General features: G+C 57.4%; 19 protein-coding genes. 12 read left to right on the forward strand and 7 right to left on the reverse strand.

What is annotated here, in order from left to right; all coding sequences use genetic code 11:
* Positions 1-74: 74 nt before the first annotated feature.
* Entirely contained in the window at positions 75-209 is a 135-nt protein-coding gene (locus HDE78_RS21100; protein WP_255457836.1) for a hypothetical protein, read from the forward strand.
* 54 nt (positions 210-263) lie between these two features.
* Positions 264-1,088, forward strand: a complete 825-nt coding sequence (locus HDE78_RS14820) for a hypothetical protein (RefSeq protein ID WP_179480856.1) — start codon at positions 264-266, stop codon at positions 1,086-1,088.
* Positions 1,089-1,156: 68 nt separating this feature from the next.
* Here HDE78_RS14820 and HDE78_RS14825 read toward each other — a convergent pair whose 3' ends face one another.
* Positions 1,157-1,342 carry a CsbD family protein gene (locus HDE78_RS14825; protein WP_179480858.1) on the reverse strand — a complete coding sequence of 62 codons (186 nt, stop codon included), beginning with the start codon at positions 1,340-1,342 and terminating at the stop codon, positions 1,157-1,159.
* Positions 1,343-1,932: 590 nt separating this feature from the next.
* On the reverse strand, positions 1,933-2,157 hold the full coding sequence (locus HDE78_RS14830; protein WP_179480860.1) for a hypothetical protein: 225 nt from the start codon (positions 2,155-2,157) through the stop codon (positions 1,933-1,935).
* A gap of 592 nt (positions 2,158-2,749) precedes the next feature.
* Here HDE78_RS14830 and HDE78_RS14835 point away from each other — a divergent pair.
* Complete coding sequence (locus HDE78_RS14835; protein ID WP_179480862.1) at positions 2,750-2,977, forward strand: hypothetical protein; 228 nt, start codon at positions 2,750-2,752, stop codon at positions 2,975-2,977.
* Positions 2,978-3,084: 107 nt separating this feature from the next.
* Here HDE78_RS14835 and HDE78_RS14840 read toward each other — a convergent pair whose 3' ends face one another.
* Positions 3,085-3,483 (reverse strand): hypothetical protein, encoded by a 399-nt coding sequence (locus HDE78_RS14840; RefSeq protein WP_179480864.1) that lies wholly within the window; start codon positions 3,481-3,483, stop codon positions 3,085-3,087.
* A gap of 643 nt (positions 3,484-4,126) precedes the next feature.
* On the opposite strand from HDE78_RS14840, the gene HDE78_RS14845 reads away from it, so the two are divergent.
* Genes HDE78_RS14845 through HDE78_RS14855 form a run of 3 tightly spaced genes read left to right on the forward strand, consistent with a single transcriptional unit; the run spans position 4,127 to position 6,528 of the window.
* Positions 4,127-5,314: a glycosyltransferase family A protein gene (locus HDE78_RS14845; RefSeq protein ID WP_179480866.1), complete on the forward strand. Its 1,188-nt coding sequence runs from the start codon at positions 4,127-4,129 to the stop codon at positions 5,312-5,314.
* Positions 5,311-5,655: a hypothetical protein gene (locus HDE78_RS14850; RefSeq protein ID WP_179480868.1), complete on the forward strand. Its 345-nt coding sequence runs from the start codon at positions 5,311-5,313 to the stop codon at positions 5,653-5,655. Before HDE78_RS14845 ends, HDE78_RS14850 begins: the two co-directional genes overlap by 4 nt.
* A 39-nt stretch (positions 5,656-5,694) precedes the next feature.
* A complete protein-coding gene (locus HDE78_RS14855) occupies positions 5,695-6,528 on the forward strand; it encodes a helix-turn-helix transcriptional regulator (RefSeq protein WP_179480870.1) in 834 nt (277 codons plus the stop codon).
* Positions 6,529-7,233: 705 nt separating this feature from the next.
* Here the strand turns inward: HDE78_RS14855 and HDE78_RS21255 are convergent.
* Both HDE78_RS21255 and HDE78_RS14865 read right to left on the reverse strand, forming a co-directional pair.
* Positions 7,234-8,388, reverse strand: coding sequence for a PAS domain-containing sensor histidine kinase (locus HDE78_RS21255; protein WP_179480872.1), 1,155 nt, complete (start codon positions 8,386-8,388; stop codon positions 7,234-7,236).
* Positions 8,375-9,193: an alpha/beta hydrolase gene (locus tag HDE78_RS14865; RefSeq protein ID WP_179480874.1), complete on the reverse strand. Its 819-nt coding sequence runs from the start codon at positions 9,191-9,193 to the stop codon at positions 8,375-8,377. Before HDE78_RS14865 ends, HDE78_RS21255 begins: the two co-directional genes overlap by 14 nt.
* A 179-nt stretch (positions 9,194-9,372) precedes the next feature.
* On the opposite strand from HDE78_RS14865, the gene HDE78_RS14870 reads away from it, so the two are divergent.
* On the forward strand, positions 9,373-9,564 hold the full coding sequence (locus HDE78_RS14870) for a hypothetical protein (protein WP_179480875.1): 192 nt from the start codon (positions 9,373-9,375) through the stop codon (positions 9,562-9,564).
* 309 nt (positions 9,565-9,873) lie between these two features.
* Here the strand turns inward: HDE78_RS14870 and HDE78_RS14875 are convergent, their stop codons facing one another.
* Positions 9,874-10,266 (reverse strand): helix-turn-helix domain-containing protein, encoded by a 393-nt coding sequence (locus tag HDE78_RS14875; RefSeq protein WP_179480877.1) that lies wholly within the window; start codon positions 10,264-10,266, stop codon positions 9,874-9,876.
* A 111-nt stretch (positions 10,267-10,377) separates the two neighbouring features.
* Between HDE78_RS14875 and HDE78_RS14880 the strand changes: the two genes are divergently transcribed.
* Together HDE78_RS14880 and HDE78_RS14885 are read left to right on the forward strand one after the other, a co-directional pair.
* The gene (locus HDE78_RS14880; protein WP_179480879.1) at positions 10,378-11,112 is read left to right on the forward strand and encodes an SDR family oxidoreductase; all 735 of its coding nucleotides are present in this window, start codon (positions 10,378-10,380) and stop codon (positions 11,110-11,112) included.
* A gap of 73 nt (positions 11,113-11,185) precedes the next feature.
* Positions 11,186-11,785, forward strand: a complete 600-nt coding sequence (locus tag HDE78_RS14885; RefSeq protein WP_179480881.1) for an NADPH-dependent F420 reductase — start codon at positions 11,186-11,188, stop codon at positions 11,783-11,785.
* A gap of 30 nt (positions 11,786-11,815) precedes the next feature.
* Here the strand turns inward: HDE78_RS14885 and HDE78_RS14890 are convergent, their stop codons facing one another.
* A complete protein-coding gene (locus HDE78_RS14890; protein ID WP_179480882.1) occupies positions 11,816-12,409 on the reverse strand; it encodes a TetR/AcrR family transcriptional regulator in 594 nt (197 codons plus the stop codon).
* Positions 12,410-12,566: 157 nt separating this feature from the next.
* Here HDE78_RS14890 and HDE78_RS14895 point away from each other — a divergent pair, with 157 nt between their 5' ends.
* From HDE78_RS14895 to HDE78_RS14905, 3 genes are all read left to right on the forward strand, one after another.
* Positions 12,567-13,319 carry a glucose 1-dehydrogenase gene (locus HDE78_RS14895; protein ID WP_179480883.1) on the forward strand — a complete coding sequence of 251 codons (753 nt, stop codon included), beginning with the start codon at positions 12,567-12,569 and terminating at the stop codon, positions 13,317-13,319.
* 187 nt (positions 13,320-13,506) lie between these two features.
* On the forward strand, positions 13,507-13,920 hold the full coding sequence (locus tag HDE78_RS14900; protein ID WP_179480884.1) for a nuclear transport factor 2 family protein: 414 nt from the start codon (positions 13,507-13,509) through the stop codon (positions 13,918-13,920).
* A 107-nt stretch (positions 13,921-14,027) separates the two neighbouring features.
* Entirely contained in the window at positions 14,028-14,660 is a 633-nt protein-coding gene (locus HDE78_RS14905) for a class I SAM-dependent methyltransferase (protein ID WP_179480885.1), read from the forward strand.
* The last annotated feature ends 28 nt before the right edge of the window (positions 14,661-14,688 follow it).

Raw genomic sequence — 14,688 nt, forward strand, 5'->3', positions numbered from 1 at the left:
TGAAATTGCGCAATGTTCCGCCACCCAGCGTCACCTGAGGCTGTCGCAGATGGGGTCACACTTTGGAGGGAAAGATGAACGAATTGAACCGTGTTCCGGTGCCTGAATCTTCCAAAGAGAAGGGCGGGATCGGCTATGTGTTGCTTTGGATGATGGGTGTGCCCATTCCGCTGTTGATCCTTTTTGCGCTGCTGCGTGGTTGCGCTTGATTACCCAGGTTCGTCCCGTTGCCGCTGGCGCTCATCAACTTCTAGGGGAACTCCATGTCCTATTCGCCGAACCGTGATTTCGCGGATGAAACAGTCATCAAACATCCTGCGATGAAATTCCGCGCCGTCTTTGCCGGGTGGCTCGTGGCCACGGGTGTGGCTGGCCTTTTATATGTCGCCGGCCTGGCGCTCGGCTTCGCCAGCTTCGATGCTTGGCACGCCGAAGGAAGCGCCAAAGGTATTGGTATTGGCACGGGGATTTGGATGGTTGTTACTTGGGTGGCGGCGCTCTTCATGGGCGGCATGTTTGCGGCATGGTTTGACGGACGCAATGACGACACGAGCGGTGCCCTTCACGGGGTCACGGTGTGGGGTTTGTCGCTGACCACGACGGCCTTGTGGCTCGCTCTGGGCTTCAGCCATTCGATGGGTGGCCACGGCGTCGCACTGGACGGCCCTGGGGGACAGATGCGCGGTCCAGGTTCACCTGCGCTTAGTCCCGCGGTGAGTGTGTTGGATGCGAATGTGGCCTATCAATTGACCGGTCGCGAGCGCGGTGGGTCTCAACCCATTGTCACGGCGTTGTTGGCAAGCCAGGATCAGGTCGCCTCGGCCCTTCTGGCCGCCGACACTGGCACGTCGACGGCTTCCGCCGCGGCTTCCCTGCAAAAGCTCACGCCCCAAATCGACGCGGCACGGTCGGAGACGAAAGTGGAAGCGGACAAGGCAGCGCATTATCTGTCGCTGACGTTGTGGATCGCGTTTCTCAGCGGTTTTCTTTCGCTACTGGGTTCGGCCTTGGGCGGTTGGCTCGGCGCAGGCCAAATTCATCGCGTCTACCATCTACGTAAATACCCATCTCGTCGAAAGGTTTATTGAAGTCGCGTCAGCAGTAAAAAGGCCAGTCGTTCGGCTGGCCTTTCTTTTACATCTTGATATGCCAAGGTTTAGCGCTTTTTCGCGTCATCTCGCGCTTTATCAGCAGCTTTCCCCACGGCGTCTTGAGCTTTTCCTGCGTTTTTCTCTATCTTGCCGGCAAACTCTTTGCCTTTGTTGCCGGTTACTTTGCCGACGCCTTCCTTTACGGCGCCTTTTATCTCGTGTTTCGTGCCTTCGGTTCGATTCTTATCCATGTTGCGGATCCTCAATGGGCCGCGACGATGCGGCTGTTTCTTATAAGCAGGTTTCAGTGGTAACTACGTGAAAATAAAACGGCTCCGCCACGGTTCGAACGAATGTTTGTACCTTCCAGGAAATGGCCCCGCGCTCCCATTGTCAGAATTCGATTACGCACATTTTTGGTAGGCTCACACGGGCACCACCAAAATCGCTCCCGGCGCGCCCTACATCGAATCGCCGGAAATCAGCGAGATGGTCAGAAGGATAGGTTTAAGGGCGAACCGGGGCGCGCATACCATCGGGGCGCTTGTTTCGCCCTCGATCAGATGAATGCAAACGTAAGCCACCATGGCCATAAACGCGTTCGAAAGAGTATCCAGGCTCGGCATACCCACGATTCAAGAAACGTCGATGCACCAAGAATAAGCACGTAATTGCGCGTGGCGGAGCATCGTCATAAGGCAGTTAAATGCATATTTCTGTTCGGCGCCATCTTGGACTGGCAACATTATCTCCGACCGGTCCTCAGCGCTCTGAAACCCATCATATCGGCTCGCGTATGTTCCCAATCAAGAGTTCGAGTGGGTGAAGCAACGCGTCGAGCTCAGGCGGCGGGGTCCTTGATGCTGCAATACGTTGTCATGATCCGATCTATCTCGCGCGACGCCCACGCATAGTCGTTTTCACTGACAACCTGCGAAATGATGTCTGCTTGGCTTTCGAGTGCGTCCATGAACATTGCTGGATATGGGTAGGCCTTGTGTAACCGCGGTACATCCGCTTCCAGACCTGTCAATAACGCCCGAATCTCTTCGTGCTTGGCTGCCATGACATGAGTGCTCCATGGGCGCGTTGCGGAGCATAATCTTCATAGGGATCAACGCTTGATGAAAGCGATTGGCGGCCCATCGATGCGGCTGCTGTGCATTTTCACAAAGGCACCATAAAGGGGCTCTATCAGCGATTGAACGCCATACGTTTTGGTCGATATCAATTGCACAGCGGTTTTTCAACTCGCACCAGACTGGCTATCTGGAACGCTTTTGAAAGCTGTCTTAAATCACACCCCTCCGCAAAAAACCTTTAAACGCGTGACCGAACTTCTTTAAGAAAGTTATAGAGCGCTACACGGGAAATACCAATCCCGGCCTTTGCTGCCAACAGCGTCGTAGGCACCGTCGACGTTGCCGATAGGGAGGTAAATTCCAATCACCCACTTGCCAAATCCGAGCAACAGGGCCGTGACCACTCTGCCGAAGAAGCCAGCTCATAGCTTTGAGTTACCTGATATCGAATCGAAGATCAACGTAAAAGTAAATTCAAATTGCCAAAGATGGTGAACGATTTTTTAAGCACAAACTTGCACAACCCATTCACTACTTCTAGCTTATTTTCTGCAAAACGCGATTCAGGAATCTGCAATGGAAATTTTCTACATCCCATTCAATCCCGACCAGTCCCATGGCTGGGTGGTACCGATTCCGCGAGACGGTGAGAAACAGTTTGCATCGCGTCCGGATGCCTTGGCTTTCGCGCGTAAACTGGCTCTAACAGAAGCGGCAGAGCAAGGTGAGCGCAGCTATCTTTGCGTCGAAGGTGGGGACAATCAGTGGCGGTTGTTCACGCCCGATCTGAAACCTGTCAATTAATCGATCAATTAATTCGTCTGACACGATGCGCTCAATCGTTGAGGCAAGCGAATTCCGGGGTCGAAAGTTGCACTATTTGCTAGCCACCAATGATCCGCAAAGAACTTCTATTCTATTACGAGGTTGTGTCGCACCTTCCGCTCCGATTCCAGAATTGCTCTTTCAAGCGCGTCGCGGCCAAAAGGTTTAAGCACCCGCACCGCCTGCTTCGGCGCATTGTCGGGAGTTTCGCTTGTGTCACAAAGCATTAGAACAATTGCCAACAGTGGGTTCAAAATTACTGCCTGCTCCAAATAAATACCTGCACGGCTTTCGTCTGGCGCCGGTACACAAGCGGCAAGCAGCGCAATGGAGTTGTACAAAGCCGCCTGCTCAGCAGCTTTAGCATGTGTAGGCGCCGAAATCGGCAGATAGCCCATTTGAATCAGCAAATCGCACAGCGCACTAGCAAGATCAGGATCTGGCTCGATGATGATGGCAACACCGTCTCGGCGAAAATAAAACATGGTTGGGTGGTCCTTTCGACAGAACGACTCGGCCGTCGCTTATGGCTATCTGATCAGGTTGAGAAGAGCGTCGGTAACGCTCTGTGTAGAGTGAATGATTTGAGCCACCCATGGCTCGACTGAGCGTTCCCTAACGTTCCTTCGTTCAGTATAGGGCCGCTTCGGAGCCTGAAGTGTAGCGTCCTCTCTCTCAGGTGCTCTGTATACAAGGGAGACGTGTTCATCGCGCAAGGCCTTCTTCGGTCGCTCGTCGTTGTGTTCGCACCGCCATTGATTACCGTCCGGGCGTTCAGAAGATGGGTGACCGAGAGTCCTTTGAGAGACTCATCGCGCAGACGCCCGTTGAAGAATTCGATTAATGCGTTCTTGTTCGGATTGCCCATTTCGAACGGTCGCAGCTGCAAAGCGAGTTGATGCGCCCCGTGATCATCGCTTCGCTCTCGATAAAATCCTATTGTGAACGACAGATATACGGCTACGTCACCGTTGATTGACCAGCAGCATTTCAAAATCCCTCCGCCAGAAGGAGGGAGGGCTAATCTCAATGTACTTAAACCGCGCCACGACGCCGCCGGCGGGTGATAGGGGGCGAGAAGATTTGGGATCTGCAGCCGCGGGCTTCATGCGCTCGCACAAGCGAGCCATGAGGCAACTGGAAAAACTGCTGATTGATTGTAAGTCGAATCGCATTGCACAAAAACATCCGAGCCCGCTCATTTCTGTCGCCATCCCAGTATGTGATGAAATTGAACGTGTTGGCCGATGTGTGGAAGCGCTGGCAGAACAGCGAGACTCTTCTGGGTTGCTGCTAGGAAAGGGTCAGGTGCGAGTAGTCCTGATGGCCAATGGATGTAAAGACGGAACGTACGAATTCATACGGAGAAATCTCGAAAGGTTTCAAATCGCGGTTACCGCCTATAACGTACTCCTTCCCGAAACTCGCCGGAACGCTGGTTTTGCACGTCGCATGGCCAATCATGCGGCCATCGACCTTTTGCACGAAAAGTCCGGGCTTTTATTTATGACGGATGCTGACAGCGCTGCCCCGCCCCAGTGGATCGCCGACTACTGTCACATGCTGCGTCGTGGCTACGATGCGATAGCGGGGCAGGTGGATATCAACCCAGACGACAGCGAGCAAATTTTGCCCTTGCTTCATAGTCGAGGGATTTTAGAAGAGCAATATGCGCTACTTCTTGATCAAATCGATTCCGTTGTCGATCCCATTTCTCATGACCCATGGCCCCGCCACTACAACGCCTCCGGGGCGAACATCGCTGTGCGAGTCGACGCTCTGCGTGGTATTTGCGATTTTCCAAACGTTCCGTGCGGAGAGGACCGGCTTTTCATCAATATGATGGAAGCGCAAGGAATGCGAGTGCGGCACGACTGCGCCACGCGGGTCCTCACATCTGGCAGACTATTTGGCCGCGCCCCGGGGGGAATGGCAGATACTCTGCGTCAACGCGTCTCCGTCCCCCTTACACCTTGCGATCCACGCCTCGAAGTCGCGCAGAAAGCATACGATCGTGCATCGCTTAGAAAACGTTTGCGCGAAGCGTGGATCAATCGCGACAATTGGCCGAGCGCTGCTAGGGTTTGGGCTCTTCACCTTAAGCCGGAAGATCAACTGGCGATGCAAGCCGGAGCCTGCAAACATTTCGAAGATGTCTGGCAGAAGCTGGAGCGGATGGCACCTCAGTTAAAAAGAGTTCCCATTCTTCCTTCCCAACTGCCTACGGAGATTAGAAACGCTCAGCAAATTCTACGGAGCCTGGCGGTCGGGTGTGAGGATGATTGGGACTTTGAAAAGAGTGGAGTGCGAGCATGACTTCTGCGGCGACCCACACGACCAGGCCATTGACTAAGAATGTGCTCGAGCAGTTGCGCGATGCTCGAGGAGAGCTGAGCCTGACCGCTCGCACAGATGATCTGGCCGAAACATTTCCTGAAGCCGGCATGGAAATTTTGCGAAGAGCAGGCTGCCTCAAATCCGTTTTGCCTTCGGCTTATGGCGGGACAGGCGCATGCTGGGCCCGCGATCCCGCCGCCGCAGATCAAGATTTTCTTCGATCGTTTCATGGTGACAGCTCTCGTGGTTGTAATTTCAGCGCTCATGTTAGGCGCACCACGTGTTGGCTAAAAAGGATCCAACGTGCCATGGCATATTGAATTTTTGCCACAATAATCCATCGTCTTTGGAAGTTGCCAATGCCTGTTCTCAGCGACGCTTCGTCCATCGATTGGGAGGATCCTGACTTTGTCCCGAGGCCCGTGATCACTCTTGGTGCCGCAGGCGTGGATATGGCTGTCACAGGCAACGACGACACGCATCCGATCGACAGCCGCAAGGAAGCGGACTTCCACCACCATCAAAAAGGTCAGTTCCTGCTTTGGATGCGCGGAGTGCTCACCTGCGAGGTCGCCGGCGGCTTCTGGCTTGTGCCGCCAGGAAGCGCCATTTGGGTACCCGGCGGGGTGCAGCATCGAATGGAGGCCGCCGGCACGATCGAGTGCTACGTGGTCTATGTCGACCCTGCGGCGGGCAACGCGTTGCCGCGAGATTGCTGCACCTTGTCGACGACGCCACTGCTGCGCGAGTTGATCATCCGTTCAGCGGCATTGCCTATGCGTTACGAAGAAGGGGGCATGGCGTCGAGGGTGATGACGCTTCTTCTCGACGAAATGGCTTTGGCGCAGCCCGGGCGAGTGCATCTTCCCCTGCCGAAAGACAAGCGGCTGCGCAAATTGGTCGAGTGGATCATGGCGAGTCCGTCCGAGCCGGCAAGCATCGACTCGTGGGCACAACGAGTGGGCATGAGTTCGCGCACGCTCTCACGCGTCGTATCCCGGGAAACCGGCATGAGTTTCGGACGCTGGCGCAGGCAACTTCATATCCTGCTAGCCCTGCAATGGATGGCCAAGGGCGCGACGGTCCAAGATGTCGCCGACGGTCTGGGCTACGAGAACGCGAGCAATTTTGTGGTCATGTTTCGCAAAGTTCTTGGCGAAACACCCGGACGTTACTTGAAATCTAACGGTTGACGCTCTGAGATGGCTCATCACCTCCTGGTGTCTCTCAGCCCTAGGGTGATATGTGTCGACAGGTTCCTCGCAAGCCTCGGGGCAGCGTGGGTGCCGAGTGCCGAGCTTGATCGAACACTATGCACGTCTACGCGCGAATAGACGGCCCTGACGCGGTACTCACGACCGGCCGCGAGTGGCCGGATGGCGACACGAGGCAAGGTCACTATCCGACTCTTTTGCGACGTTCGATTACTCACGATGGAAGCCGTCAGGCGCAGTTGCTTCGGCCGCAACCGCTAATCCGAATCGAGCAGTCTTTTAGCGTTCCTAATTACTGTGACTTTAGGGCCCATAGCACCAATCTATCTTCATCATAGACAGTACTTGCGCTTCCGATTCTTAAAGGCAGGTTCGGTGCCCTCGAGATTTTCAACGACTGTCCTCTTGACCAGTGGCGACTCGATGCCGCCAGAAACGTAATTGAACGTATTTGTGGCCTTTATCTATGCGTTGGAGGTCGACGGCTAATAGCGGCTTTTGACGGCAGATCTGCTTCCCGTGAGGCGACAGGGGGTGGTCCACTGCCTTGACGAGAACCACGTTTGAATGCGTAATGTGCTCCAGACGAAGGCGATCGGTCTTCAGTTCTCCGGTTTCGCCGGTCGATGCTCAAAAAGGGTCGCACACGGCAAAATGACAGGCGTCGACCACCTGACCGCGATGTCACTTCGCCTCGATGATTGCGTTTGAGGTTCCCGAAGCCACATTTGCGCTCGGCGCAAAGTAGCCACGGAAACTGGTGCCTTCAGCAGCGGTAGATTGAACCTCCATACGGCCGCCATGCGCGTCGACGATCTGACTGACGATAAAAAGGCCGAGGCCGATGCCTTCGGAGGCCTGCTCACCGCGCGTCATCGGTTCGAAGATCTTGTCGAGAAGATGGGTGGGAATGGGCGATCCCAAATTGTGGACACAGATTTCAAAGGCCCCGTTTCCCCCGATCGAGGAAACCGTGATGGGCGATGTTGGATCGCCATAGGCATTGGCATTGCCCACCAAGTTCCCGATAAATTGAACGATCCGATCCGCATCCGCGAGTTGAGGTCCTGGGCCACTTTCGATATGCACTAGCTCACGTTCCGGCAAGGTAAGTCGTAATTCCTTCAGGGCATCACATGCGCACGCGTGAATATCTATCGGGACGAGATGAACGCGGATGCCTTGACCGACGCGCGCCTGCGTAAAGTCGAGAAGATCGTTAATGAGTCGGGAGGCACGGCGGCCCGCCGTGCCCATTTGCGTGAGCAAACGCTCCTGGCGGGGCGTGACCGTTTCGCGTTCGACGGCATCAATGCCAAGCAACACTGCCATCAGCGGATTGCGCAGGTCATGGCTGACGATGGCCACCATTTGCTCGGCGAAAAGCGCGCGGTCTTCAGCCAGCACGCGTGCCTGTTGGAGCTGGTCAAGCAACTCTTCGGCACGCTCCCGGGCCCGAACGAGCTCGCGCTCATATTTGACGCGATCTTCCGCGATGAAGACGGCGATTTGGCGAATTTTGCCTTGAGCGCTCGCTCGGTCAAGGATGTTCACCAAGATTGGCAGCGTTTTTCCGTCTCGATGTTTGATGTCGAGCTTAACCTCGGCAACCGAGCCCTGAAGTTCCAACAAGGGGCCGATATGCGTTTGGTAGAAGATCCTGCCACCCACGCTTAAGAGCTCTTGGAAATTTCGGCGGCCCACAAGATCGCAGGGTTGGTAGCCGAACCATCTCAAGAAGGTCGCATTTGCCTGTCTAATAAGCCCGCTGCCATCGGTGACCAGCAGTCCGCAAGGTGCCTCTTCATAGAACTGATCCGGGAGATCAGGCGACGACACTAGGCCGACCCAATGAAACGAGGAAGTCCTGCATCGCTTGGACACTCGCCTCGGGCGCGCTGAGGTGAGGGCAGTGCCCGATGTTTTCGATAATGCGAAGCGTCGAGCCGGGAATCGCTCGGTGCATGAACTGACCCACCGCCTGAGGGGCGATCAGGTCGTCGCTGCATTGAATGATCAAGGTGGGTACGGTGACGTTAGCCAAGTCCGCCCGGTGGTCGGATAGAAATGTGACACGAGCGAACTGCTTGGCAATCTCAGGGTCGGTTTGACAGAAACTATTGGTCAGCTCTTCGGCGAGCTCCGGCTGGTCCGGTGAGCCCATGATGGCTGGCGCCATCGTGCTCGACCACCCCAGATAATTGCTGCCGAGGGTGTCGAGCAATGACAGGATGTCTTCGCGGGAGAAGCCACCTTCGTAGTCGCCGTCGTTGATGTAGCAGGGGGAGGGTCCGATCATGACATGACCGGCGAACAATTCAGGCGCTTTGCCCTCCGCGAGTACGCCGATCATCGCGCTGACCGAATGGCCCACAAACATCACCGGGCCGTCGGTTGTCGCCTTGATGATCTCAATCAGATCATCCGCATAGCCGTGTAGCGAGTCGTATTTCTTATAATCGTAAGCGGCTGGATCCGATCGCCCTGCGCCCGTCAGGTCGAACAGGACGACCTTGTATTGGGAGGCAAACATGGGAGCGATCAGACGCCACATGTTCTGGTCACAGCCGAAACCGTGAGCGAAGACGAACGTCGGCGCACCGTTACCGAGCACTCGAACATAGTTGCGCTGGAAGACATCCATATTGGCGTTCTCGGTGAAATCGCGGTTATTTTAACAGGCATCCAGCACAGCCCACACCCTGAGTACGCGCCCAGACCGACGTTACCGTATTGCAACCGCATGACGTGCGTCGCGCCGTCTGTGGACGATGCTGAGGTCCGGAAGTTCCTGCAGAATGCGCGCCCGGCGGAGCAGCTCTGGTGGAAGGTCGTCTTCGGGAAGGGATCACCGTTGAAGAAATGCCGGCCGGCTCTCCTGTGATCGTGCGCGCAACCCAAGTCACGGATTTCGCACATGGTCTTACCATGCGTGCGCAGATATGCATTCCGCGCAATACGCTCAGGGATGCCGAGGAAGTGGAAGACTTGGTGCTTTTGCCGCGGCGCGCCTGACGGGTTACCGCTTAGTGGCTGTGGCGAACGCTGATGTATGGGGTACGCCAATCGATGAGGATTTTAGCTTCAACGCAATGAGTGCAGAGGCCGCAGTTGCGCTCCACCATATCTCGCAACTCGGCCATCATCTGATGACTGGCAATGCCCGCTTTTGGCCGATTACGGACTTAGGACAGGGCGATTAGGAAGCGCTATCGTGGGTAGGGCGGGTGTCCGCTTCCGAGGTTGCCGTCAAGCAGACTTGCAGGAGCGGCCGCTCTGGAGCGAAATTACGACTGCTGAGATGTCATGTCCGATCAAGCAGTTTCAGCACTCAAGCGTGGGCCATCCGTCTGCTGAAGGCAAAGCGTCGCGGTTGGCGAAGATGCTCGCCATTTCCTCCGCGTGCTGGGTTCCCCAAGTGCACAGCGGGACGATCGCGTCGGCCAGGCTGCGACCGAGCGGGGTCAGCGTGTAGTCCACGCGCGGCGGCACTTCCTTGTAGTCGGTCCGCATCAGCACGCGATCGGCCTCCAGATCCTTCAATTGCTGGATCAGCACCTTGTCGCTGACGCCTGGGATCAAGCGCTTGAGCTCGCCGTAGCGCTTCGGGCCGTTGCGCAGGAAAAACAGGATCAGCGGTTTCCACTTGCCCGAGATGATGCGCAGCGTGGCGTTGAGTCCGCAGCCGGTGTCGCAGATTTCAGGGGACGTCGTCATTTGGATACTTACCTAAAAGTGCATACTTGTCCCTAGGTTATCAGGACGCCATCCTTGTCCTCAAGCAAGCCCATCCCTGCTTGCGCTCCACTCCAACCAAGGATGCACGTCATGACCCGACTGAAAGGAAAGACCGCCGTGATCACCGGCGGCGCAACCGGCATCGGCCTCGCCGCTGCCAAGCGCTTCATCGAGGAAGGCGCCTTCGTCTTCCTCTTCGGCCGCCGACAGGAGGCGCTCGATGCCGCCGTAGCCGACCTCGGGCCCCATGCCCGCGCGGTGCAGGGCTCGGTCTCCGATGAGGCCGACCTCGACCGACTCTACGCGGCGGTAAAGGCCGAGCGCGGAACCCTCGACATCGTCTTTGCGAATGCCGGTGCGGGAAGCCCGCTCGCGCTCGGCAAAATCACCGCCGAGCACATCGACGAAACCTTCGACACCAACGTGAAGGGCACGATCTTCACGGTCCAGAAGGCGCTGCCGCTGATGGGCCAGGGTGGTTCGATCGTCCTCACCGGATCGAGCGCCGGGACCACGGGCGCCCCGGGATTCACTGCCTATAGCGCGAGCAAGGCAGCCGTGCGCAACCTGGCGCGGACCTGGGCGGCGGACCTGAAAGGCACCGGCATCCGGGTCAACGTGCTCTCGCCCGGGGCGACGGCGACCGAACTCGCGAAGCGATCGCTGGGCGAGGAGGGACAGAAGGCCTACGGCGCGATGACGCCGCTCCTGCGCATGGCCGATCCATCGGAGATTGCGGCGGCGGCCGCCTTTCTCGCCTCGTCGGACAGCAGCTTCATGACCGCCAGCGAGGTCGCCGTCGACGGCGGCCTGGCGCAACTCTGACGCGTTACCTCCTACGGTGCTCCCTTCGATGTTCGGAGCACCGTAGGGCGTGCCAAACCCAAGGAGAATTTCTATGAGCTACGCCATTATCGGCTTCGGCAACATCGGCCAGGCCCTGGCCAAGGCGTTTGCCCGCAAGGGCATCGCCGTGTCCGTGGCAACCACGCGCGACCCCGAAAGTGTTGCATCCGAAGCGGCCGCGATCGGGCCCAAGGTCATCGCCAAAACACTGGCGGAAGCGGTCAAGGCGGACATCGTCTTTTTGGCCGTCCGTTTCGAGTCGCATCCGGATGTCGCGAAAGCGCTGCCGACCTGGCAGGGCAAGACCATCATCGATGTGACCAATGCCTACGGCGTGCCTCCCGAGGAACTGGGAGGGCAGCCTTCGTCCAAGGTCGTCGCGCAGGCCTTCACCGGCGCACGACTGGTCAAGGGCTTCAACCATTTGGGCGCGTCCGTCCTCGAGCAAGATCCGGCCGTACACGGCGGCCGACGCGTCGTGTTCCTGGCCAGCGACGAGGACGACGCCGCCACGGAGATCGGTACGCTGGCGGAAAATCTTGGCTTCTCGCCGATCCAACTTGGCGGACTTTCGGAAGGCGGACTGCTTGTGCAGGCACGCGGAAAGAGCTGGGGTCGACTGATCTTCAAGGACCTGGTCAAGTTCGACTGATCCCCAGCAATTCTTCCTGGCCGATCCGACTCAGCGCTTGGCCTTTTTGACATCTTTCTTTTTGACGTCGTTGCCGGTCCGGTTTGTCAGGATGGCGCTCGTAATAAGGTGAACAAGATGATCTGCCCGTGGCGCGAATGAAGGCAGATCAACGAGCCAGCCGAGCGCCGCCATCAGGCCGAACAGGTCGTCCCCATTCATATCGGCACGTGCTGTTTTTGTGGCTTGGGCACGCAACAGCAGCCGTGCGCTCGCTGAGTGCACGGCTGCGCATGAAGCGTAAAGCGCGGAGTCCGGGTTGGTATGAGCGGCTGCCATCAGGGCGACAACACCTCTATAGCTTTGGGCAAATGCGATCCATTCACGAAACCAGGACACAAGCGCTTCGTCAGGCGAATTCGACGTTTCGAGTTCGTTTGCCTTCTGCGTCAGTCCATCCAGATTCGTACACAACAACGCTTCAAACAAGGCTTCTCGCGTCGGGAAATGACGCAGAAGTGTCGCCAACCCGACGCCAGCCCGGCGGGCGATATCTCGCATCGACGCGTCGACACCGTGCTTGGCGACCACGTCGTGCGCGACTGCAAGGAGGTGGCTGTAATTTTTTTGGGCGTCGGCTCGCATGAGGGTCCCTTGCAAATCGGATCACTGATCCGTATATTTGGATCACTGGTCCGGATAGAGCGAATCAGGATATGGATCGGTGCTCCAAATAATACAGCGCCTTTGTACCCATGGGAACAAAGGCGCTGCTGACACCTCAAACGAAAGGCGAAAGATCATGAAGAAATTGGAAGGTAAGGTTGCCGTCATCACGGGCGGAAGCAGCGGAATTGGTTTGGCCACGGCCAAGCGCTTCGTGGAAGAAGGTGCGCACGTCGTGATCACCGGGCGGCGAGAGAAAGAGCTGCAGGAGGCCGCCGCCGCCATCGAGAGAAACGTTACGGCTGTGGTGGGCGACGTGTCGAGCTTGGAAGATCTGGACCGCCTCTTTGCTGTCGTGAAAGAGAAACATGGTCACATCGACATTCTCTTCGCGAACGCGGGCGCAGGGACAATCGCGCCGCTCGCGTTAGCCAGTGAAGCCCATTTTGACCAGACCTTCGACGTGAACGTAAAGGGCATGTTCTTTACGGTGCAGAAGGCCCTTCCCCTCTTCAAGGACGGTGGCTCGATCATCCTGAACTCCTCGGTCTCAAACGTGAAGGGGCTTCCAGGATTTACGGCTTACGCCGCGAGTAAGGCGGCTGTGCGCAACTTCGCGCGCGGCTGGTCTTTGGAATTGAAAGACCGCAAGATCCGTGTGAATTGTGTGAGCCCCGGAGCAATCGACACCCCGGCCTTGACGACGACGACGGGCCTTACCGCTGAACAGGCTGAGCAAGCGCTCGCACAGTTCATCGCGCAGATCCCCATGGGCCGCAGGGGCATGCCTGAGGAACTTGCGGCAGCAGTCGCGTTCCTCGCCTCCGATGAAAGTTCTTACATTACGGGTATCGATCTTCCCGTCGATGGGGGCTGGGCGCAGGGCTGACTCCGGTGCGCTGCCGTGGCTGGCCCACAGGCCCCGCCAGTCGTGGGACCGCGTTTCTGCAATGCCGGCCGGCCTCTTGCCAGGGCGTTTGACCGACGACAAGCCGATTGGGCGACGGATATTGGCAGCAAGTTCTGATTGAGATACTTCGCCCGCGATCCGAACCAAGAGAAATGGAGAATTTCCCATGAGTACCAATAAGAACGTCCAGACCGTGAAGGACTTCTTCGCCGCGATCGGCCGCGGCGACAGGAAGGGTCTGCTGGCGCTGGTCGCCGAAGACATCGAGTGGATCATTCCGGGCGAGGACTGGCCATTGGCCGGAACACACCACGGACACGCGGGGCTGACGGATTTGCTTGAGACCGCATCCAGGTCGATAGAAACATCCACGGAACCCCGGGAGTTCATCGCGCAAGGAGACAGAGTTCTGGTTATCGGCGTCGCCAAAGGGACGATCAAAGCCACGAACAAAACGTTCGAGGACGACTGGATCTTCGCCATCACGGTCCGCGACGGCAAACTGACGAGCATCCGTGAGTACATCGACACGCAAGCACTCGCACGTGCCTCGCAGGTAGACACGTCCGGGCTGGCGTAATGCTAGCCATCTGCGGCCATGGGGTTAAGGTCGACGGCGGATGATTCCATGGATCGCCCCCGCATGCCGCGCACTTGTCGAATGACTAACCGCAAAGGAGATCCCCTATGTACGACCCATCCACGCTATCCAAGTTGATCCAGTTCGCACGAGTCGATACTAGCGCCACCGTCATCGACGTTTATCCAGGCGAAGGCGACTGGACCCGTCTCTTCTCCGACGACGTGGGACCCAAAGGACGGGTCTACAGTTTCGTGCCGGCCGAAGTCGCCCACTTCAAGAACGATCCGTTCGGTCGCATGCGGATGCTTGCAACGGAGCCGGGTCGAGAGAACGTGGAAGCTGTCTCGGCGGATCTCATCGCGATGCCAGAGGTCACGCAGCCAGCGGATGTCCTCTGGCTGCATCTGTTCTATCACGACCTCCACACACCGCTGATGCAGGCCAGGAGCGCGACGGCGGCCCACTTCAATCGAGTGGTCTACGAGCAGCTCAAGCCCGGCGGGTGCTACGTCATCGTGGACCACGCCGCCGCCGTCGGGCAGGGCACGAGCGACGCCCAGTCGCTGCATCGGATCGAGCCTGCGTCCGTTCGCAAGGAGGTGGAGGCCGCTGGCTTCGTACTGGACGAGGAAAGTACCCTGCTCGCGAACAAGGACGATCCGCACTCGATCAAGGTGTTCGATCCCGCGATCAAGGGCGAAACCGATCGCTTCGCCTATCGGTTCGTGAAGCCCTGACAGATCCCGGCGCCAACTTCATGTCGAC

It is taken from the genome of Rhodanobacter sp. K2T2 (genome assembly GCF_013408815.1).
GTDB lineage: Bacteria > Pseudomonadota > Gammaproteobacteria > Xanthomonadales > Rhodanobacteraceae > Rhodanobacter.

Coding starts and splice junctions, on each gene's coding strand:
- HDE78_RS21100 (WP_255457836.1), top strand. CDS start 75: ATGAACGAATTGAACCGTGTTCCGGTGCCTGAATCTTCCAAAGAGAAG.
- HDE78_RS14820 (WP_179480856.1), top strand. CDS start 264: ATGTCCTATTCGCCGAACCGTGATTTCGCGGATGAAACAGTCATCAAA.
- HDE78_RS14825 (WP_179480858.1), bottom strand. CDS start 1,342: ATGGATAAGAATCGAACCGAAGGCACGAAACACGAGATAAAAGGCGCC.
- HDE78_RS14830 (WP_179480860.1), bottom strand. CDS start 2,157: ATGGCAGCCAAGCACGAAGAGATTCGGGCGTTATTGACAGGTCTGGAA.
- HDE78_RS14835 (WP_179480862.1), top strand. CDS start 2,750: ATGGAAATTTTCTACATCCCATTCAATCCCGACCAGTCCCATGGCTGG.
- HDE78_RS14840 (WP_179480864.1), bottom strand. CDS start 3,483: ATGTTTTATTTTCGCCGAGACGGTGTTGCCATCATCATCGAGCCAGAT.
- HDE78_RS14845 (WP_179480866.1), top strand. CDS start 4,127: ATGAGGCAACTGGAAAAACTGCTGATTGATTGTAAGTCGAATCGCATT.
- HDE78_RS14850 (WP_179480868.1), top strand. CDS start 5,311: ATGACTTCTGCGGCGACCCACACGACCAGGCCATTGACTAAGAATGTG.
- HDE78_RS14855 (WP_179480870.1), top strand. CDS start 5,695: ATGCCTGTTCTCAGCGACGCTTCGTCCATCGATTGGGAGGATCCTGAC.
- HDE78_RS14865 (WP_179480874.1), bottom strand. CDS start 9,193: ATGGATGTCTTCCAGCGCAACTATGTTCGAGTGCTCGGTAACGGTGCG.
- HDE78_RS14875 (WP_179480877.1), bottom strand. CDS start 10,266: ATGACGACGTCCCCTGAAATCTGCGACACCGGCTGCGGACTCAACGCC.
- HDE78_RS14880 (WP_179480879.1), top strand. CDS start 10,378: ATGACCCGACTGAAAGGAAAGACCGCCGTGATCACCGGCGGCGCAACC.
- HDE78_RS14885 (WP_179480881.1), top strand. CDS start 11,186: ATGAGCTACGCCATTATCGGCTTCGGCAACATCGGCCAGGCCCTGGCC.
- HDE78_RS14890 (WP_179480882.1), bottom strand. CDS start 12,409: ATGCGAGCCGACGCCCAAAAAAATTACAGCCACCTCCTTGCAGTCGCG.
- HDE78_RS14895 (WP_179480883.1), top strand. CDS start 12,567: ATGAAGAAATTGGAAGGTAAGGTTGCCGTCATCACGGGCGGAAGCAGC.
- HDE78_RS14900 (WP_179480884.1), top strand. CDS start 13,507: ATGAGTACCAATAAGAACGTCCAGACCGTGAAGGACTTCTTCGCCGCG.
- HDE78_RS14905 (WP_179480885.1), top strand. CDS start 14,028: ATGTACGACCCATCCACGCTATCCAAGTTGATCCAGTTCGCACGAGTC.